The following is a 19,030-nucleotide window of genomic DNA, read 5'->3' as shown; positions in this document are numbered from 1 at the left end:
CTGGTAAACGCCCGCATGGCCGAGAAACCCAAAAAACCCCAGAAACTGAAGGCGCGCCTGCCGCGCGGGCTCGAGGATCGCGACCCTGCCGCGATCCGGGCGACGCGCGAGATGGTCGAAAAGATCCGCGCCGTCTACGAACTCTACGGTTTCGAGCCGGTGGAAACGCCGGCGATGGAATACACCGACGCGCTCGGCAAATTCCTGCCGGACCAGGATCGCCCCAACGAGGGCGTGTTCTCGTTCCAGGACGACGACGAGCAATGGATCAGCCTGCGCTACGACCTCACCGCGCCGCTCGCGCGCTATGTCGGTGAGCGCTACGGCACCGACGGTCTGGTGCTGCCCTATCGCAGCTACCGCGTCGGCTACGTCTTCCGCAACGAGAAGCCCGGCCCGGGCCGCTTCCGCCAGTTCATGCAGTTCGATGCCGACACCGTCGGCTCGGCGACGCCGGCGGCGGACGCCGAGATCTGCATGATGGCGGCGGACACGATGGAGGCGCTCGGCATCGCGCGCGGCCAGTACGTGGTGAAGGTGAACAACCGCAAGGTGCTCGACGGCGTTCTGGAAGCCATTGGCCTCGCTGGTGAGGACAATGCGGCGCGCCGACTGACCGTGCTGCGCGCGATCGACAAGCTCGACAAGTTTTCCGCCGATGAAGTGCGCAAGCTGCTCGGTCCCGGACGCTGGGATGGCGGGGAGGAAGGCAAGGGCGACTTCACCAAAGGCGCCAATTTGAGTGCGGCGGAAGCCGATGTTGTTCTCGCCATCACCAAGCCGCGCGAGGATTGGAGAGAAGCAATTGCCGCGGCAGAAACCTATCTCGCCAAGAGCGAAGTCGGTCAGGCCGGCGTCAGCGAGCTGGAAGAGATTGCAAAACTGGTCACGGCCTCGGGCTATGGTGCGGATCGTATCAAGATCGATCCCTCGGTCGTGCGCGGCCTCGAATATTACACCGGTCCCGTCTACGAGGTCGAACTCCTGCTCGATACCAAGGACGAGAAGGGCCGCCCGGTGCGCTTCGGCTCGGTCGGTGGCGGCGGGCGTTATGACGGCCTCGTCTCGCGCTTCCGCGGCGAGCCGGTGCCGGCAACCGGCTTCTCGATTGGCGTATCGCGGCTGCAGGCCGCGCTGACGCTGCTCGGCAAGCTCGACACGCGGCCCGAGTTCGGCCCGGTCGTCGTCACCGTGTTCGACCGCGACCGCGTGGCCGACTACCAGAAGATGGTCGCGAGCTTGCGTACCGCGGGCATCCGCGCCGAGCTCTATCTGGGCAACCCGAAGAACATGGGCAACCAGCTCAAATATGCCGATCGCCGCAACTCACCTTGCGTCATCATCCAGGGCTCGGATGAAAAGGCGCGCGGCGAAGTGCAGGTCAAGGACCTGATCGAGGGCGCCAAGGCGGCCGCTGCGATCGCCTCCAACCAGGAATGGCGCGAGACCCGGCCGGCGCAGTTCTCGTGCAGCGAAGCCGATCTCGTCGCAAAAGTGCGCGAGGTCCTGGGCCGCCATGACGTGAAGTGGGGCTAGCTATTCGCAGGCCGCGTCATGCCCGGGCTTGTCCCGGGCATCCACGTCTTGTTTGATAGAAGAGAACGTGGATGGCCGGGACAAGCCCGGCCATGACGACAGCAGCAGGGAGAGAACAATGCCTGAGATCACCATCAGCATGGCCGAAGGCCGTACCGACGAGCAGAAGGCCGGCATGATGCGCGACATCACCCAGGCGCTGGTGAAGAATCTCGGCGTCGATGCCGATGCCGTCGTCATCCAGATCAACGAAGCCCCGCTCCGTCACAAGATGAAGGGCGGCAAGACCTTCGTGGAGCGTGCGGCGGCGGCGAAGAAGTAGCGGTCGACGGTTCTGCATTCACCGCTGTCGTCCCCGCGAAGGCGGGGACCCATAACCACAGGGAGTGGTATTGGGCCAGCTGGTAACTCCGAGCCTTCGCCAAACTTGATCCTGTGGTTATGGGTCCCGGATCTGCGCGCGCTTAAGGCGCGCTTGTCCGGGACGACACTGAGTGTAAGGGGTCCATGGACGCACGCGACTTCATCACAACAGGCATGAGCGCCGAGCGCACGCTGGTGGTCCCGGTGGAGCGCACCGTCGGGCATTTCGTGTCAGGCATGCCTTTTGTCTACGCGACGCCGATGATGATCCTGGAGATGGAGATGGCATCGCGTGATGCGATCCGCTCAGCGCTTCAGCCGGGCTGGGTCACTGTCGGTACCGAGGTCGACATCCGCCATCTTGCCGCCGCGCTCGTCGGTGCGACCGTGCGGACCACTGCAAAGGTGGTCGCGGTCGAGCGCCGCGTCATTCGCTTCGAGGTTGAGGCATTCGAGGGCCCGCGCAAGCTCGGCGAAGGCCGCCACGCCCGCGGGCTCGTCAATGTCGAGATGTTCAACAAGCGGCTCGGGGCTTAACGCGGCTGTGGATTTCGCCTAATCCAGCTTCCGCGCTTTTGGAGACGAATACGACGTTTCCTGCTCCCTGCGGAGACGCACGGCAGACAGCCTCTCGTCAATCGCCACATCCGCCCAGGTGATGCAGGTGTCTTTGGCTACCGCCTTGGTCAATCGCACATTGTGCGCAAGCCCGAGTGGCAGATAGCGCTTTTCAAGGGAGGTGCTGGCGGGCGTCAGTTTGCCGAAGACGGTGTAGCCACCTTCTCCGTCGAGCATGTCTCCCTCGCGCAAGTCCTTCTTGGCTGTGGCAGCAACATCGGCGTTGAACGTCGTGGCGACGCCTGTCGCCTCATTGCGCAGAGCGATCGAGGCAACTGAAATTCCAAGCTCCAGCCCTATGAGATGCCACTTCTTGTAGGAGCTCATGTAACGACCGCTCGGATCGGTGACGACGCTGTATTCCTGGAAACAGTTGCGGATGTAATCGCTGTCGCCTTCGAAACAGACCCACACGCCCTTGCGGATGTCGTTGGGGATGGGCCTGCCTTCGGCCGTCAGGCAGGATACGACCTCGACCTGGCCCTTGGATTCCAGGATGCCGCCCTCCGAACGGGGGCGCATCAGCGTGGGGATGTCGTCGACCGATCCCGGTGGGAATGCAAGGCCATGCGAGGGCGCCTCCAGGCCGGTTGCGTTCGCGATCGCGGCAGATTCAATCGCAGGCTTGGAGCCGTCGAGGAACGCGTTGAACATTTTTGGATTCATGCCCCCGCGCGCAGCTTGCTCTGCAGACAATCCCCAGTGATCCCAGACCGTTTCGGGCGTCGATTCCCGGTAATGCGGCAGCCATTTGTGGCCACGGCCCGCTGCCACGACGGGAAAACCGCAGGCCCTCGCCCAATCTACGAGGTCGCAAGCGAGAGCCGGCTGATCGCCATAGGCCAGGCTGTAGATCACGCCGGCCTGCCTGGCTCTCTGCGCGAGGATCGGTCCGCAGAAGGCGTCGGCTTCGACGGTCACGTTGATGACGGCCTTGCCTGCAGAAAAGGCGCCGAGGCAGTGCTCGACCGCCGCGACAGGATTGCCGGTGCACTCTGCGATCACCTCGATGCCTTCGCACTTCACAAGCGCTTCCCAGTCGTCGGTCAGGAAGGTCGTGCCGTACTTGAGAGCATCCCCGAGTGAGGTCGCGGCGAACTGCTCCGGGCGCCACCCCACCCGGTACAGGTTTTCGCGGGCACGCGATGGGGACAGGTCAGCAATTCCAACGAGATGGACGCCCGGCGTACGCAGGACTTGATGGAGATACATTGCGCCGAACTTGCCCGCCCCGATCAGTCCGATTTTGATGGGGCGCCGCTCGGCCTGTCGTTCGAGAAGTTTCGCGTAGAGGTTCACGATTGCTCTCCCTATCGGCAACGACCGGGATCGCCGCGCATTCGGCCGCCGAAGCGCTCTGATCCGTCTACTTCGCCAATTCCTTCGACCGCTGCGTGGCCGCGGCGATGGCGCGGATCATGAGTTCGCGCAGGCCCGGCTCGCCCATCAGCACACTGAGCGCGGCGGCCGTGGTGCCGCCGGGCGAGGTGACGTTCTGGCGCAGGGCGCTGGACGGCAGCTCCGACTGGTGCAGCAGCTCGCCGGAGCCGGCGACGGTCTCGCGGGCGAGCTTGGTCGCCAGCGCCTCCGGCAATCCCGCTTCGACGCCGGCGCGGGCGAGCTCCTCAGCGAGCAGGAACACATAGGCCGGGCCCGAGCCGGACACGGCGGTGACCGCGTCCATCAATCCTTCATCCTCGACCCATTCGACCGAGCCGGTGGCGCGCAGCAGCGCATCCGCCACCGCGCGCTGCGCGGCGCTGACGTTGTTCGCGGCAACAGCGACGGTGATGCCGCGGCCGATCGCTGCCGGCGTGTTCGGCATCGCGCGCACCACGGCGCCGCCACAGACCTCCTGGAGCGAGGCGATCGTGGTGCCTGCCATGATCGAGACCACCGACGTCTTCTCCGAGACGAACGGCTTCAGCTTGGCGCCGGCCTCGCGGAACATCTGCGGCTTCACCGCCACGACCAGCGTCTCGACGGCGCCGGCGGCGCTCACATCAGGATTGAGCACGACGCCCTTGGCGGCCAGCGCGGAGATCTCGGGCGCAATGTGCGGCTCGATCACCGCGACGCGGCGCGGATCGAGTCCGCCCGAAAGCCATCCGGTCAGCATCGCGCCTCCCATCTTGCCGGCGCCGGCAAGCAGGATTGTGCCGGTGACGTTTTGGAGGGTGCTGTTCGCCATCGGTGTCGCCAAATACTCGGTGTCGTCCCCGCGAAGGCGGGGACCCATAACCACAGGCCGTTCTAATGGACGGAGGGCAGAGCAACAAGCGTTGTGCCACAAGCGAAATCACGCGGTCTGGATCCCGGATCTGCGCGCGCTTTGGGCGCGCTTGTCCGGGATGACGTGGGGAGGGAGCTGCCGCCCTCGCGCCTTGGGAGGCCCTACGCTTCTCCGACCGTATCGAACATTGCCGCGTCCATCGCCTCCGCCGTGCTCTTGCCGGCCCACACCACGAACTGGAACGCGGGGAAGTAGCGCTCGCAGGCATGAATGGCGCCGGCGAGCATGACCTCGCATTGCGCCGGCGAGGCGGTGAGGCCGCCCGGCAGCACCAAGGCCTGGCGGTGCATCACCATGCCGGTGGTGGTCCACAGGTCGAAATGGCCGACCCACAGCTGCTCGTTGACAGCGGCGACGAGCCGCTGCACCTCGCCGCGGCGCGCGGGCGGAATCTTCATGTCGAAGGCGCAGGCCAGATGCAGCGCCTCGATCTCGCCCATCCAGGTAAAGGAGAGCTGGTAGTCGGTCCATTGTCCCTTGGAGACAATCGTGAGCTCGTCCTCGCCGGAGCGTTCGAACGGCCAGTTGTTGCTGGCGGCGATGTCCTCGACCACCGCGAGCGGATGGTTTCTGGAATCGATAGTGCCTTCGAGCAGGGACATGCCGTCTCGACCTCTTGCCTTCTTGTTGTCTTTGATACGCACGCGGTTGGGCCCGGCGCGCACTCCCTAAAACGTCGCTGCGGCGTCCCTCGGATCAGCCTTTGCAATCCCCTCGGAGTCGCTGTTGCGATCCCTCGGATCAGCGCAGGCCTGTCGCGGATCAAGTGATGTGATTTGCGGAATCTGCGCAACGGGGTCGCGAGTCCGTCCACAAGCCAGGACTCGTTCGTCCACAGCTCATCTCCGCCACAATTCTTAACGGACGAGAACAAACCGGAATCGGATTCGGCAAAAAAGCTCGCCGCAAATTCCGTGAGGCGAGGGCCGGACCGCCGTGCGGGCATGGGACCATGCGCTTGGCCCATGCGGAACATGCTTGCCGCGACTGCCCGGCGGCGGCATATTTCGTGATAGGCCGTTCATCCCGGACGGCCGATGTTCTCAGGGCGGGGTGAAAGTCCCCACCGGCGGTAAGGGCCGAACGGCCCAAGCCCGCGAGCGCCTTCCGCGAGGGCTATCCCGAACGGAAGGGTCAGCAGATTCGGTGCAACTCCGAAGCCGACGGTTAAAGTCCGGATGAAAGAGAACGGTCGCTGGCAGACGCATCGCAAGGTGCGGCTGTTTGTCGTTCCGTGTGCCCTGATTCTGGTCCTTAAACCGAGGAAAGCCATGAATCAGATGCTGCAAGACCCCCAAAACGAAACGTCCCAAACGCCGCCGCCGGTTCCCGTGGATCCGGCCCCTGCGCATCCGCGTTTCGCCAAGCCGCAGCGGGTGGCCTTCGTGCAGGCCTGCTGGCACCGCGACGTGGTCGCGGAAGCCCGCATCGCCTTCATGAAGGAGGCGGAAGCCCGCCACCTCACCCATGTCGACGTGTTCGAGGTGCCGGGCTCGTTCGAGATCCCGCTGCACGCGCAGGTCCTCGCCAAGACGCGGCGCTACACCGCGATCGTCGCGGCCGGTCTCGTCGTCGACGGCGGCATCTACCGCCACGAATTCGTCGCCGACACCGTGATCAAGGCGCTGATGGACGTGCAGCTGCGCACGGAGGTGCCGGTGTTCTCGGCCGTGCTGACGCCGCAGCAATTCCACGAGACCGAGGTGCACTACGATTTCTTCCGCAAGCACTTTGCGATCAAGGGCGTCGAGGTCGCGACCGCCTGCGCGGAGACGTTGCACGGCCTGGAGCGCCTGCGCGGCCAGGTCGCAGCGGGGATCGTGGGGTAGGCAATGGTCATTCCGGGGCGCGCGCAGCGCGAGCCCGGAGTCCATTGATCGACACGGATTGCTGCAAGATGGATTCCGGGTTCGGCGCTGACGCGCCGCCCCGGAATGACGGTGCTAGATCAAATCAGTCGAACAGGCTCGACACCGATTCTTCCGCCGCCGTGCGCGCGATCGCATCCGAGATCAGGCTGGCGATCGGCAGGGTGCGGATGTTCGGCGCCTTGGTCACCGCGTCGGTCGGCAAGATCGAATCGGTGATCACCAGCTCCTTCAGCCTGGAGCCGGCGATGCGCGCCGCCGCGCCGCCGGAGAGCACGCCGTGGGTGATGTAGGCGTAGACGTCCTTGGCGCCCTTGGCGAGCAGCGCATCGGCCGCGTTCACCAGCGTGCCGCCGGAATCGACGATGTCGTCGACGAGGATGCAGGTGTGGCCGGAGACGTCGCCGATCACGTTCATGACCTCGGATTCACCCGGGCGCTCGCGGCGCTTGTCGACGATCGCGAGCGGGGTGTTGATGCGCTTGGCGAGGCCGCGCGCGCGGGCGACGCCGCCGACGTCGGGCGAGACCACCATCGTCTTGGTCAGGTCGAACTTGTCCTTGATGTCGCGCACCATCAGCGGCGCGGCGAACAGGTTGTCGGTCGGGATGTCGAAGAAGCCCTGGATCTGGCCGGCATGCAGGTCGAGCGTCATGACGCGGTCGACGCCGGCCTGCGTGATCATGTTGGCGACGAGCTTGGCCGAGATCGGCGTGCGCGAGCCTGATTTACGGTCCTGCCTTGCGTAGCCGAAATAGGGCAGCACTGCGGTGATGCGGCGCGCCGAGGAGCGGCGCAGCGCGTCGGTGATGATGAGCAATTCCATCAGATGGTCGTTGGCGGGGAACGAGGTCGACTGGATGACGAAGGCATCCGAGCCGCGGACGTTCTCCTGGATCTCGACGAAGATCTCCATGTCGGCGAAGCGCCGCACCACCGCCTTGGTCAGCGGCAGGTCGAGCCCTTGCGCGATCGCCTGGGCGAGGGCCGGATTGGAGTTGCCGGCGACGAGCTTGATGGAGCCGTTTTTGGCCGACATGGACGCTTCCTCCCGCGCTTTGCTGGATACGACCTTCAACATCAGAAAATACCCGCTGGCAGCACGGTTACGACGGGCGAGGAAATATCAGGCGGAAGGCCGCGATGGCAACCCGGGATGCTACGTTTTCCCTTCGAAAATCCTGAGTCGGGCCAACGGCTTGGCCGCAAGTTGAGGCCGTGGTTTAGCGGGGGTTATTGCTCGGCATAGCCGAGCGCTGATGCCGGCATGTCCGGCGCGGGAGCGTCCTTGACGACGCTGGCCACCGCCGGTCCCCGCAATGCCGGAGCCGCGCCGGGTGCATCCGGCGTTCCGTTGATCATGTTGGAAAGTCCGCTGAATCCGGCCTGGGCGATCTTCCGCAGCACGAGGTCGTCGGCAGCCGACCACGCGTCGCGCCCGCCCTTGGCCGAGGTCGGTTCCTCGCCGGAGAGACGCAGCGCGCGCTGCTGATTGGCGTCGTAGACGTCCCAGACCCAGGCGATCACGGTCTTGCCGCGCACCACCTGGGCGGAGAGGTAGCTGCGCACGCGATAGGCAGCCGTACCTTCGCGGGAGACCACGGACAGGCTGCGCAGCTTGGATTCGCTGTCGAGCACGCCGACCATGCGGTCGAACACTTGCGGAGGTGGCCCGTCGATCGATTCGAAGGCGATGGTGGCCCCGCTGCCGGCGCTCGGCGCCATCGCATAGGAATTGGCGGCACTGCCGCCGCCGCCGGCGCAGCCGCCCAGCGCGGCCGCCGCCACCAGCAGCATGACCGCCAGCACGCGCGAACCCGCGCGGCGGAAGATGAATGACGCGTCCCTCATTATGGAGGGCAGCGATATCGTTAAAATCGATTAAGGTCTAGGGCAGGCGCGACACATCCGCACTGTCATTCCGGGGCGATGCGCAAGCATCGAACCCGGAATCCATTTCGCCGCGTGAATTGCCGCACGATGGATTCCGGGTTCTCGCTTCGCGAGCCCCGGAATGACACGGGGTTGCCCCTGTGTTCACCCTTCCAGCGCGATCGCGTGAACGTGGCGGCCGTAATCCGGCTCCTTGCGATGCACCGAACGGCGATAGCTGAAGAAGCGCTCGTCGGCGTAAGTATCGAGACCGAGATCGTCGATCATCAGGATGCCGGCGGCCTCCAGCCGCTTGCGGATGAAGCCGGCGAGATCGAACATCGCGTGGCCCTCGCGCACCGAGGGGATGAAGAACACAGCGTTCTCGGCATCCTGTTCGATGAAGCGCGCCACGAACTCGTTGCCGACCTCGTAGCTGTCCTGGCGGATTAAGGGGCCGATCGCGGCGATGATGCCGCCGCGCGTGGCGCCGAGCTGCTCCATCGCCGCGATGGTGGCTTCCAGCACGCCCGTCAATGCGCCCTTCCACCCCGCATGCGCGCCGCCGATCACGCGCGCTTGGGGATCGACGAATAGCACCGGCCCGCAATCGGCGGTGGAGACGCCGAGCGCGATGCCCGGCGTCTTCGTCACTAGCGCATCGCCTTTGGGCCGCGGTCCGTTCGGCCACGGTGCCTCGGCAACGAGCACGTCGGGCGAATGGATCTGGTGCAGGCTGAGGAAGCGCTCGGGCGCGACGCCGACATGTTCGGCCATGCGGCGGCGGTTCTCCGCGACCAGGGCCTGATCGTCGTGGGAGCCGAGCCCGCCGTTCAGCGCGGAATAGATGCCGCCGGAGACGCCGCCCTCGCGGGTGAAGAAAGCATGGCGCAGGCCGGGCACGGCCGACAGCAGCGACGAAGCTATCGTCATGAGGCCTCTCCTGCCTGTTCGAGATCGCTGAGGCCGGCAAGGCTTGCCAGCCGCGGCTCGGAGATGCCGAGCACCTTGAACATCGAGCCCATGCCGCCACGCCCCGTATCGGTCAGGCGCCTGAGTGCCACCGAAATGTCGGTGGCAACGTCGGGCGCAGCTTTCTGCATCAGGGCGGCGGCGCGGGTGTCGATGCCGATCCGCTTGAGGAAGTCGCCTTGCGTCACCGGCCCATGCACGCGCGCGCCGACATCCTCGGCCGCGCGCGCCAGCGCCTGGAAATCGACATGGGCGGTGACGTCGGCCTGGCCCGGCGCCTTCAAGGGATCGGCGAAGCTGTGGCGCGCAATCGCCTGGAACGTGTCGCCGGCGTCGCTGCGGAGGTGGCCGTAATCGATGATCAGCGCCGCGCCGTCCTGGTCGCGCACGCGCGTGGCAAGTTTCATGATCTCGCCGTCGGGGCGCCACTCGAACACGGCGCCGATGGGGGCGGCGCGCACCAGGGGCGGCAGCAGCACGTCGAAGCGGGGCGTCGGCTCCGGCGCCGCGCCGAACTGAAGCTTGCCGTTGGGATCGATCTCGATCACGCGCTCGTGCCAGCCGTTCTCAAGTCGGACCATCTGGTGAATCGGCAGCACGTCGAAATATTCGTTGGCGAGGATGATGCTGGGGCCCTCCGGCACCTCGTCGATGCTGTCGTGCCAGGCGATGTTGCGCACGTTGGCGAGCGTCGCGCTCTGCCGGTCCCGCAACACGGGATTGACCTCGACCATGTGGATGTGGAGCGCCTGGTAGAGCGGGGGCAGCACGCGGAGCGCGCGCAGCGCATCCGCCATCATGGTGCCGCGGCCGGGGCCGAGCTCGATCAGCCGCAGGAACTGCGGCGAGCCCATCTGCTTCCAGACCGAGGCGGTCCACAACCCCAACAGCTCGCCGAACATCTGGCTGACTTCGGGCGCCGTGGTGAAGTCGCCCTCGCGCCCGAGCGGATCGCGCGAGACGTAATAGCCGTAGCGCGGATGCATCAGGCACAGTTCCATGTACCGCCAGACCGGCATGGGCCCGGAAGATTTGATCAGCGCCTTGATCTCGTTGAGCAGCGGCTGGTCGGTCACGGCGATCTTCTCGAAATGAATTAACGAATGGCCTGGACGGGCGTCGGCGCACCGCGCCTCACTGCCAATACAATAAGAATGAGGCCGACGATAAGCATCGGGATCGACAGCAGCATGCCCATGGTTAATCCGCCCCAGAGAAAACCGAGCTGCGCGTCCGGCTCGCGGAAATGCTCGCCGGCGATGCGGGCCAGGCCATAGACCAGGATGAAGGCGCCGAGGATCATGCCGGGGCGCTTCAAGGCACCGAACCGGATCATGATCGCGAGCACGGTGAACAGCAGGATGCCCTCCATGCCGGCTTGGTAGAGCTGGCTCGGATGCCGCGGCAACTGCGTCGGATCGTTGGGGAAGATGATCGCCCAGGGCAGGTTCGGGTCGGTGGCGCGGCCCCACAATTCGCCGTTGATGAAATTGGCGATGCGTCCGAGCAACAGCCCGACCGGGGCGACCGCGGTGGTGATGTCGCCGAGCGACAGGATCGAGATGCCATTGCGCGAGGCGAACCACATCACCGCGACGACACAGCCGAGGAAGCCGCCGTGGAACGACATCCCGCCCTCCCACAACTTAAAGATCGCGGCGGGATGATCGATGAAGAAGGGCAGGTTGTAGAACAGCACGTAGCCGGCGCGGCCCCCCACGATGATGCCGAGCGTGACCCACAGGATGAAGTCGTCGATCTGAAGCAGCGAGATCGGCGCGGGTCCGCCCCACAGGCGTTCGCTCTTCAGCAGCGCGCGGGCATAAAGCCAGCCGAACACGATGCCGCAGATATAGGCCAAGGCATACCATTTGATCGCGAACGGACCGATCTCGAGCGCGATCGGGTTGAAGGCGGGGAAGTCGATGAGCAGAAACGGCATCGCGCCTTCTGTGTCCAAGCGGGATCGCTGCGGTCGGCGCCGGCAGACGCCCCGTGATTCCTCTTATGCAGGGACGTTGAATACGATTGCAAGGAAACCGGCGCATGACAAGGATACCGCCGCTTCGCCCTTGAACCGGCCCCGTCGGATTGCCATTGTCATTCTGCGTGTTCGCGCAAAGTTTATCGGAGGCCCACAATGACCCAGACCAACAACCGGTTTTTCGACGAGATCGGCCGCCTGATGAACGACGCCGCCGGTGCTGCCCAGGGCGTCAAGCGCGAGTTCGATTCCGTGATGCGCAGCCAGGCCGAAAAATTCCTGCGCGACATGGACCTCGTCAAGCGCGAGGAGTTCGAGGCGGTCAAGGACATGGCGCGCCTTGCGCGTGAGGAGAACGAAGCCCTGAAGGCGCGGCTCGCAGCCCTGGAGGCGAGGCTCGGGGGGACCCCGACGTCGTAAAGCGCAGTCTCTTACCCTCCCCTGGAGGGGGAGGGTCGGCGCGTAGCGCCGGGGTGGGGTGATCTCTCCACTCGGGCACCGCCTCGATCGAGAGACTGTCACCCCACCCCGGCTCACGTTTTGCTACGCTCCATATGAGCCGATCCTCCCCCTCCAAGGGAGGGTAAGGACCCGGGCCTCCCAGGGGAGGGTACCAGCCCATTCTCCTTGTCATTTCCGCAGCTTCCGGGTAAAAGCCCGCCACGTCCGCGGCCCCCGCACCCCTGGAGGCTTGCTGTGGACCATGCCATGGGCCGCCTTGCGGCCCATTAACTTTTGCAAAAACAAGGACTTAACGACATGGCGACGACCGTCAAGGAATTGAAGGCGACCGCGCGTCCGAAGAGCGGCAAGGGGGCCGCCCGGGCTGAGCGTCGCGCCGGGCGAGTGCCCGGAGTGATCTACGGCAACAACCAGCCCCCGCTGACGATCTCGATCGAGGATCGTGAACTGCGCCAGCGCATCCTTGCCGGCCGGTTCCTGACCACGCTGGTCGACATCGACCTCGAGGGCAAGAAGCACCGCGTCATTCCGCGCGACTATCACCTCGATCCGGTCAAGGACTTCCCGATCCATGTCGACTTCATGCGGCTGGGCGAAGGCGCCACCATCCGCATCAGCGTTCCCCTGCACGTGGTGAAGGCCGAAACCTCCCCGGGCGTGAAGCGCGGCGGCACCGTCAACATCGTCGCGCATGCGATCGAGCTCGAATGCGGCGTCGAGAGCATCCCGCAATACATCGAGGCCGATGTCGGCGCGCTCGAGATCGGTCACTCCCTGCATCTGGCCGACGTCAAGCTGCCGGCCGGCGTCAAGGCGCTGACCCGCGAGGACGCGACCCTCGTCACCATCGTGCCGCCGTCCGGTTACGCCGAAGAGCAGAAGGCCGCTGCTGCGGCTGCCGCTGCTGGTGCGGCCCCGGGCGCTGCGGCTGCTCCGGCCGCTGGTGCTGCGGCTCCGGCTGCTGCTCCTGCCGCTGCTGCCAAGGCTCCCGCCGGCGGCGACAAGAAGAAGTAATCTCTCGAAGCTGGCGCGCGGTCCTTGACCGCGCGCCGAGCGGGGGGCGCGCCGCGTCATGCGACTCTTTGTTGGGCTCGGCAATCCCGGCGCGAAATACGCACGTAACCGGCACAATATCGGCTTCATGGCCGTCGACGAGATCGCGCGGCGTCATGGTTTTGCGCCGTGGCGCCGCCGCTTTCAGGGCGAGACCTCGGAAGGTGCGCTCGGACCCGAGCGCGTGATCCTGCTCAAGCCCACGACCTACATGAACGAGTCCGGACGCAGCGTTCAGGAAGCGGCGAGCTTCTTCAAGATCGCCGCGGGCGACACCACCGTGTTCCACGACGAGCTCGAGCTGCCGCCAGGCAAGGTGCGGGTGAAGATCGGCGGCGGCATTGCCGGCCATAACGGCCTGCGTTCGATCTCGGCGCATATCGGCAACGATTATCGCCGGGTGCGGCTCGGCATCGGTCATCCCGGCGTCAAGGAGCTGGTGCACGGCCATGTGCTGTCGGACTTCGCCAAGGCCGACAACGAATGGGTGGCGACGCTCTGCGATGCGGTGGCCGAGCATGCCGCGCTGCTTGCCAAGGGCACGGACGCGACCTTCGCCAACAGGGTGCATCTGGCCATGCAGGCGAAGGGGTTTTTGACCAAGGACGAGAACGGCAAGGAATAGCACCTGTCATCGCCGGACTTGATCCGGCGACCCATCCTTCGAAGACGATGGATGCGCGGATCAAGCCCGCGCATGACGAGTTCGAAAGACATTTGCGCGCGAAGCGCGGAGGCCAGGACCACCATGGGATTCAAATGCGGGATCGTCGGATTGCCCAATGTCGGTAAGTCGACCTTGTTCAATGCGCTGACCGAGACGGCCGCGGCGCAGGCCGCGAACTATCCTTTCTGCACCATCGAGCCGAATGTCGGCGAGGTCGCCGTGCCCGATCCCAGGCTCGACAAGCTCGCGGCCATCGCCAAGTCGGGCCAGATCATCCCGACCCGGCTGACCTTCGTCGACATCGCCGGCCTCGTGCGCGGCGCCTCCAAGGGCGAAGGCCTCGGCAACCAGTTCCTCGCCAATATCCGCGAGGTCGACGCCATCGCGCATGTGGTTCGCTGCTTTGAAGATTCCGACATCACCCATGTCGAAGGCAAGATCGCCCCGCTCGCGGACATCGAGACCATCGAGACCGAGCTGATGCTCGCCGATCTCGACAGCCTCGAGAAGCGCGTCGACAATCTCACCAAGAAGGCCAAGGGCAACGACAAGGACGCCAAGGAGCAGCTCGATCTCGTCAACCGCACCCTGGTGCTCTTGCGCGAAGGCAAGCCCGCGCGCCTCGTCGAGCGCAAGGCGGAGGAGGAGCGGGCCTTCTCGATGCTCGGCCTGCTGTCGTCCAAGCCCGTGCTCTATGTCTGCAACGTCGAGGAAGGCTCGGCCGCGACAGGCAACGCCTTCTCCAAGGCGGTCGAGGAGCAGGCGGCGAAGGAGGGCGCGGTTGCCGTCGTCATCTCCGCCAAGATCGAATCCGAGATCGCGACCATCTCGCGTGACGAGCGCGCGGACTTCCTGGAGACCTTGGGCCTCGAAGAAGCCGGCCTCGATCGCCTGATCCGCGCCGGCTACACCCTGCTCGACCTCATCACCTACTTCACCGTGGGCCCGAAGGAAGCGCGCGCCTGGACCATCTATCGCGGCACCAAGGCGCCGGCGGCGGCCGGCGTGATCCACACCGATTTCGAGAAGGGTTTTATCCGCGCCGAGACCATCGCGTATGACGATTACGTCGCGCTCGGCGGCGAAGCCGGTGCCCGCGATGCCGGCAAGCTCCGCCTCGAAGGCAAGGATTACGTCGTCGCCGACGGCGACGTGATGCATTTCAGGTTTAATACGTAGGAGCTGGTCATTCCGGGGCGCGCGAAGCGCGAGCCCGGAATCCATCTATACGCTTGTTCTGTGGCTCAATGGATTCCGGGCTCGCCTCTTCGAGGCGCCCCGGAATGACGGGAATCACCGCATCCCTGATCCCTGGTCCCGGATCGCGCCGAGATGCTCGTTGATGCGGAAGACGATCAGGATCAGCTCCGCGACGATGCGCGAGAACACGATGCCGACCACGACGCTGGCGATCGACGACAGCAGCACCAGGAAGCCGCCGAACGGGCTGATCGCCATCGCAGCGAGCCCTGAGAAGATGCCGGAGAGCCCGAACAGGCAGATCAGCGCGATCACCAGCCAGTAGAAGGTCTTGATGATCGTCGGCGTGATGAAGCGGTCCCACTGGAACAGGTCGCTGAATGAGAACATTGCTCTCCCCAAGGCAAATCGCAAGGCAAATCGGGACTTCAAATCGGGCTTCGGCCGTCGATCGATCCGACTCAAATCAACGCCGATCTCAAGTATGTAGCACGAGCCATGCGGGCCGGCGGGTTGAGATTGCCGCAAAGTGCGGCCACAATCTGTCATTCCCGCAAAGCTTTCCCGAGATGACCCTGACCTTCGAAGATTTCCCGCCCGGCCGGTTCGGAACGTTCGGCCCGCGCCACGTCACCCGCGACGAGATATTGGCCTTTGCCGCCGAGTTCGATCCGCAGCCGATGCACCTCGACGAGGCGGCAGCAGCTGAGAGCATGCTGCGCGGCCTGTCCGGTTCGGGCTGGCACCTGTGCTCGCTGATGATGCGGATGATGGCCGACGGCTTCATCACGCGCGCCGCGTCACTGGGATCTCCCGGCGTCGACGAGGTGCGCTGGCTGTCGCCACTGCGGCCCGGCGACGATCTCACGCTCGACGTCGATGTCCTGGAGGCGCGGGCCTCGAAGAGCCGACCTGAGCTCGGCATTGTCAAGTTCAAATGCACCGCGCGCAATGCGACGGGGCAGGCGCTCGCCGAGATGACCTCGCCGATCCTGATCAAGCGGCGCGAGGGAGCGGCCTGATGCGGTTCTTCGAAGACATCGCGATCGGTCAGCGCCGCGAGATCGGCGCCTATACGTTCACCGCGGAAAAGATCAAGACCTTCGCCGCCAAGTTCGATCCGCAACGCTTTCACCTCGACGAGGAGGAGGGCAAGAACTCGCTGTTCGGCGGGCTCGCGGCCTCGGGCTGGCATGTCGGCTCGGCCTGCATGAGCCTGCTTGTCGCCGACGGCCAGCGTCTGGCGCGCGAGGCCGCCTCGCGCGGCGAGGAGGTCGCCGTGTGGGGCCCGTCGCCGGGTTTTCGCGACCTGCGCTGGATCAGGCCGGTGCTCGCCGGCGACACCGTCTCTTACGTCAACGTCGTCATCGACAAGCGCACCTCGGCCTCCCGTCCCGGCTGGGGCATTTTGACGGCCCGCACCACCGGCACCAACCAGCGCGGCGAGGAGGTCTATTCCATCACCGCCTCCGCCTTCGTGCCGCTGCGCAAGGTCGGTTAGATCTGTTCCAAGATGAACGGGCAAATGAGTGCGCGAGTGTTGCCCGCGCGCTATGGACGCGATTCCGGGTGGCTGCCATAAGCCTGCGCAACATGGTTACGGCGAAGCAGTTTCGCGGAACCAGTCAGTTGCTAACTAATTATGAACCTGTCGCTGTCTATTTGAAACGAATAGGCAGACGACAGGGGACGAGGACCATGGCTGATCGCGGCGCACTCAAATTTGTTGGATTCATCTTCGCGACCGCGACGCTGGCCGTGATGCTGGTCGCGGGCATGGTGGCGAAGGGCTACGCCGATGGCGCCTACACGCTGGAAGCCTCGACCGCGGAAGCGGCCCGGTAAGAATTCGTTAACGATCGCGGCCGGCATCCGGCCGCAGCTCAGCGGCTATAGACGAACGCCAGGATGGCGATCGCAACCGCCAGCAGCCCGACAAAGCGCAGCATGATCGTGCCGAATTGATTCGGCGCGGGCCGCAACGGGATCGGGTCCGTGGTGTCGGGCCGAATGCTTTCCATCTGAAACGTCCCCCTGAGCCCGGCCGTAGCTGCACGGGCGCTTGGCGTTGGTCGCCGGGGTGGGCCGGAGGGTTCAATGGTGGCCGTTGGCCGCGCCACATTCTCCGCTGTCATGCCCCGGCTTGTCCGGGGCATCCAGTACGCCGCGGCCCATCGATTCAATCACCGGCGCTGGTGGAATACTGGATCACCCGCCCCTGTGCGCAATTGCGCACTAGGCGGGTGATGACACCTGTGTTGGAGAAACGGCTGCGTGACCCACCAACAAATCAAAACCGCCGCGCTCCCTTCCGGAACGCGGCGGCCAATGATGCGTTCGTGCCGGCGATCAGCTGTTGCGCAGGCCGTCGGCGGCGCGCTTCCACTGCGCGACGTTGTCGGCGATCATGCGGGTCGACTTCATCGCGGCCTGGCTGAGCTGGGCGTAGCCGGAGATCTCGCGCTGGACGCGCTGGCCTTCGGCGTGGAGCAGGTCGCGCAGGCTCTCGAGCTCGGAGATCAAATTCTCGATCTCGGCGAGCGAGGTGCCGGCGACGCGCTGGATCAGCGAGTTGACGTTGTTGACGGTGGCTTCCGCGCTCGGGTCGAGCGGCGGGGCGTCGGTGGTGGTCGCTGCCGGACGACGCAGATAGGCGATGTCGTTGCGGACGAAGTCGCGGATGCCGGCTTCGACCTCGGTCACGGCGGCGAGGTTGGTGTCGACCGTCTCGGTCTCGGTGGCTTCGATCTTTTCGGGACGCATGGCGTTCATCGTTATTCCCCTGTTCGCGTTGAGCGCAGCGCGAGTGTCCCCCGCACGACGACGTCTGTGAGGCAGGCTGCATCAGGGCGTCCGATTTTGACCGCAAATGGGCCAAGATGCGGCAAGGCCGGACCATTCGGGGGTTTTGCCGTGGCGTATGGTTAGGGAAGGGTGAATGCTGCCGCGGTGATGGCCTTCTCCCCGCAGGCGGGCAGAGGCGCCGGCCTCACCAGCTCTTCTTGAAGCCCGCCGTCACGCTCTTGTTCAGCGTGCCTTGCGAGGTTTCACCGACCGAGCCGGAAACCGTGACGTTGTCGAACAGCTTCTGCTCGGCGCCGAGCTTGCGCAGCCATTTGTCGTCGGTGGTCGACAGCGTCTGGCCCGCAATGATGCTGGTGCCGGTGTCGGTCGCGGTGACCTTGGCGCTCTGGTCGGTCTCGTAATTGCGCGTGACGTGGCCGCCGATGCCGGGGACCGCGCTGGTGCCCTGCTGGTTGACGCTGTAGCCGTTCTGCAGCGTCAGGGAGGTGTCGCCCGACAGCGGCACCGATTTGGTCAGCGACGCCCCGATCTTGCTGTGCTCGGCGCCGGGATCGACCCTGGCTTCCACCGCGGTCTTGTCCCAGATCGCGCCCGCACCCGGCGCGGTCGCCGTCGCCCAGGCGCTGCCCGAGGATTGCGGCAGGCTGCCGCCGTTGGTGGCCTTCTGCGCCAGCAGCTCGGACATCGTCCTGGGCTCGCTCGCCAGCGTCATGTCGGCGCCGACTCGGGTATCCCAGAACGAGGATACCGATTGCTTCACGGTCACTGCCGACGAGCCGTTGGCATTCGGGTTCGACGACCAGTCGAGGCCTTCCCTGGCGGCGGCCTGGGCGCGCTTCTTGGCGGCCATCGGGTCGATGCCGGTCCCGGCATCGACCGCGAGCTGGCTCCAGTCGAGCTTGTCGACGTCGATGCCCTTCATGATGTCGGGATCATTGACGTCGGGGGCTTCGGCCGCCTCGGCCTCGTCGTCGGATGCGGGTGCGGAGAAGGGCGGAATGATCTGTGCCTGTAACGTCAGCACCGAGCCCAAGATGAATGCGGCCGCCAGCAACGGCAGCCTGGTCCAGCCAAACCCTGTCGAGAATTCCATCGTCCTGCCCACGAACCCCAGCGCATGCTGTCCGCCCCACTATAGCGGTTGCAATGACCATGCGCCATTCCGGCGCTGAAAGTGCCGGTTTATCGTTGCGGAATTGTGGCGGTTCGCAAGGGGAGGCGAACCAACGGGCCGCGCGAAAGGCGCGCGCCCGATGACAGGTTCGTGATGCGACGGCATCCGGCGGGGCTGGAGGCCAGGACGTCGCGATCGCCTCGTCATCGGTCCCGAACAGCGG

The 19,030-nt window shown here is 65.3% G+C and carries 23 protein-coding genes and 1 riboswitch; of the genes, 11 read left to right on the top strand and 12 right to left on the bottom strand.

The window, feature by feature from the left end; genetic code table 11:
* Positions 1–15 precede the first annotated feature (15 nt).
* The 3 genes from hisS (at position 16) to I6F37_RS15655 (ending at position 2,436) form a co-directional block, all read left to right on the top strand.
* Positions 16–1,536 (top strand): histidine--tRNA ligase, encoded by a 1,521-nt coding sequence (gene hisS, locus I6F37_RS15665; RefSeq protein WP_036009357.1) that lies wholly within the window; start codon positions 16–18, stop codon positions 1,534–1,536.
* 67 nt (positions 1,537–1,603) lie between these two features.
* Positions 1,604–1,858: a tautomerase family protein gene (locus tag I6F37_RS15660; RefSeq protein ID WP_275498569.1), complete on the top strand. Its 255-nt coding sequence runs from the start codon at positions 1,604–1,606 to the stop codon at positions 1,856–1,858.
* Positions 1,859–2,043: 185 nt separating this feature from the next.
* Positions 2,044–2,436 carry a thioesterase family protein gene (locus I6F37_RS15655; RefSeq protein ID WP_225151848.1) on the top strand — a complete coding sequence of 131 codons (393 nt, stop codon included), beginning with the start codon at positions 2,044–2,046 and terminating at the stop codon, positions 2,434–2,436.
* 18 nt (positions 2,437–2,454) lie between these two features.
* Here the strand turns inward: I6F37_RS15655 and I6F37_RS15650 are convergent, their stop codons facing one another.
* The 3 genes from I6F37_RS15650 to I6F37_RS15640 form a co-directional block, all read right to left on the bottom strand.
* On the bottom strand, positions 2,455–3,816 hold the full coding sequence (locus I6F37_RS15650; protein WP_036009368.1) for an NAD(P)H-dependent oxidoreductase: 1,362 nt from the start codon (positions 3,814–3,816) through the stop codon (positions 2,455–2,457).
* Positions 3,817–3,883: 67 nt separating this feature from the next.
* Positions 3,884–4,708, bottom strand: a complete 825-nt coding sequence (proC, locus tag I6F37_RS15645) for a pyrroline-5-carboxylate reductase (protein ID WP_036009371.1) — start codon at positions 4,706–4,708, stop codon at positions 3,884–3,886.
* A gap of 203 nt (positions 4,709–4,911) precedes the next feature.
* The gene (locus tag I6F37_RS15640) at positions 4,912–5,412 is read right to left on the bottom strand and encodes a YbjN domain-containing protein (RefSeq protein WP_036009392.1); all 501 of its coding nucleotides are present in this window, start codon (positions 5,410–5,412) and stop codon (positions 4,912–4,914) included.
* A gap of 433 nt (positions 5,413–5,845) precedes the next feature.
* Positions 5,846–6,004: riboswitch (FMN riboswitch) on the top strand.
* A 77-nt stretch (positions 6,005–6,081) separates the two neighbouring features.
* Between I6F37_RS15640 and I6F37_RS15635 the strand changes: the two genes are divergently transcribed.
* Positions 6,082–6,639: a 6,7-dimethyl-8-ribityllumazine synthase gene (locus I6F37_RS15635; RefSeq protein WP_036009395.1), complete on the top strand. Its 558-nt coding sequence runs from the start codon at positions 6,082–6,084 to the stop codon at positions 6,637–6,639.
* A 124-nt stretch (positions 6,640–6,763) separates the two neighbouring features.
* Here I6F37_RS15635 and I6F37_RS15630 read toward each other — a convergent pair whose 3' ends face one another.
* From I6F37_RS15630 to lgt, 5 genes are all read right to left on the bottom strand, one after another.
* Positions 6,764–7,717, bottom strand: a complete 954-nt coding sequence (locus tag I6F37_RS15630) for a ribose-phosphate pyrophosphokinase (protein ID WP_036009398.1) — start codon at positions 7,715–7,717, stop codon at positions 6,764–6,766.
* Positions 7,718–7,911: 194 nt separating this feature from the next.
* Complete coding sequence (locus I6F37_RS15625; protein ID WP_036009374.1) at positions 7,912–8,529, bottom strand: hypothetical protein; 618 nt, start codon at positions 8,527–8,529, stop codon at positions 7,912–7,914.
* A gap of 186 nt (positions 8,530–8,715) precedes the next feature.
* On the bottom strand, positions 8,716–9,483 hold the full coding sequence (gene pgeF, locus I6F37_RS15620; RefSeq protein ID WP_036009377.1) for a peptidoglycan editing factor PgeF: 768 nt from the start codon (positions 9,481–9,483) through the stop codon (positions 8,716–8,718).
* Positions 9,480–10,598 carry a class I SAM-dependent methyltransferase gene (locus I6F37_RS15615; RefSeq protein ID WP_036009380.1) on the bottom strand — a complete coding sequence of 373 codons (1,119 nt, stop codon included), beginning with the start codon at positions 10,596–10,598 and terminating at the stop codon, positions 9,480–9,482. Before I6F37_RS15615 ends, pgeF begins: the two co-directional genes overlap by 4 nt.
* Positions 10,599–10,618: 20 nt before the next feature.
* Positions 10,619–11,464: a prolipoprotein diacylglyceryl transferase gene (gene lgt / locus I6F37_RS15610; RefSeq protein ID WP_036009383.1), complete on the bottom strand. Its 846-nt coding sequence runs from the start codon at positions 11,462–11,464 to the stop codon at positions 10,619–10,621.
* Positions 11,465–11,662: 198 nt separating this feature from the next.
* Here lgt and I6F37_RS15605 point away from each other — a divergent pair, with 198 nt between their 5' ends.
* From I6F37_RS15605 to ychF, 4 genes are all read left to right on the top strand, one after another.
* A complete protein-coding gene (locus tag I6F37_RS15605) occupies positions 11,663–11,926 on the top strand; it encodes an accessory factor UbiK family protein (RefSeq protein ID WP_036009386.1) in 264 nt (87 codons plus the stop codon).
* A 339-nt stretch (positions 11,927–12,265) separates the two neighbouring features.
* The gene (locus I6F37_RS15600; protein ID WP_225115004.1) at positions 12,266–12,982 is read left to right on the top strand and encodes a 50S ribosomal protein L25/general stress protein Ctc; all 717 of its coding nucleotides are present in this window, start codon (positions 12,266–12,268) and stop codon (positions 12,980–12,982) included.
* Between the two features lie 58 nt (positions 12,983–13,040).
* A complete protein-coding gene (gene pth / locus I6F37_RS15595; protein ID WP_036009403.1) occupies positions 13,041–13,646 on the top strand; it encodes an aminoacyl-tRNA hydrolase in 606 nt (201 codons plus the stop codon).
* A gap of 123 nt (positions 13,647–13,769) precedes the next feature.
* Positions 13,770–14,867, top strand: a complete 1,098-nt coding sequence (ychF, locus tag I6F37_RS15590; RefSeq protein ID WP_036009406.1) for a redox-regulated ATPase YchF — start codon at positions 13,770–13,772, stop codon at positions 14,865–14,867.
* A 114-nt stretch (positions 14,868–14,981) separates the two neighbouring features.
* Here the strand turns inward: ychF and I6F37_RS15585 are convergent, their stop codons facing one another.
* Entirely contained in the window at positions 14,982–15,278 is a 297-nt protein-coding gene (locus tag I6F37_RS15585; RefSeq protein WP_028134403.1) for a DUF4282 domain-containing protein, read from the bottom strand.
* Positions 15,279–15,457: 179 nt separating this feature from the next.
* Between I6F37_RS15585 and I6F37_RS15580 the strand changes: the two genes are divergently transcribed.
* The 3 genes from I6F37_RS15580 (at position 15,458) to I6F37_RS15570 (ending at position 16,733) form a co-directional block, all read left to right on the top strand.
* Entirely contained in the window at positions 15,458–15,910 is a 453-nt protein-coding gene (locus tag I6F37_RS15580; RefSeq protein ID WP_036009409.1) for a MaoC family dehydratase, read from the top strand.
* Positions 15,910–16,389, top strand: coding sequence for a MaoC family dehydratase (locus I6F37_RS15575; RefSeq protein WP_036009411.1), 480 nt, complete (start codon positions 15,910–15,912; stop codon positions 16,387–16,389). Before I6F37_RS15580 ends, I6F37_RS15575 begins: the two co-directional genes overlap by 1 nt.
* Positions 16,390–16,586: 197 nt before the next feature.
* Positions 16,587–16,733 (top strand): hypothetical protein, encoded by a 147-nt coding sequence (locus I6F37_RS15570; protein ID WP_036009412.1) that lies wholly within the window; start codon positions 16,587–16,589, stop codon positions 16,731–16,733.
* A gap of 38 nt (positions 16,734–16,771) precedes the next feature.
* On the opposite strand, the gene I6F37_RS15565 is transcribed toward I6F37_RS15570, so the two are convergent.
* The 3 genes from I6F37_RS15565 to I6F37_RS15555 form a co-directional block, all read right to left on the bottom strand.
* Complete coding sequence (locus I6F37_RS15565) at positions 16,772–16,909, bottom strand: hypothetical protein (RefSeq protein WP_007614812.1); 138 nt, start codon at positions 16,907–16,909, stop codon at positions 16,772–16,774.
* A gap of 328 nt (positions 16,910–17,237) precedes the next feature.
* Positions 17,238–17,660: a hypothetical protein gene (locus I6F37_RS15560; protein ID WP_036009414.1), complete on the bottom strand. Its 423-nt coding sequence runs from the start codon at positions 17,658–17,660 to the stop codon at positions 17,238–17,240.
* A gap of 217 nt (positions 17,661–17,877) precedes the next feature.
* The gene (locus I6F37_RS15555; RefSeq protein WP_225115005.1) at positions 17,878–18,786 is read right to left on the bottom strand and encodes a hypothetical protein; all 909 of its coding nucleotides are present in this window, start codon (positions 18,784–18,786) and stop codon (positions 17,878–17,880) included.
* Positions 18,787–19,030 lie beyond the last annotated feature (244 nt).

Origin of the sequence: Bradyrhizobium sp. NBAIM08 (assembly GCF_020193935.1) — a bacterium.
Lineage (GTDB): Bacteria > Pseudomonadota > Alphaproteobacteria > Rhizobiales > Xanthobacteraceae > Bradyrhizobium > Bradyrhizobium yuanmingense.
The sequence above is the reverse complement of the archived record's forward strand: the minus strand, read 5'-3'. Positions and strand labels throughout refer to the sequence as shown.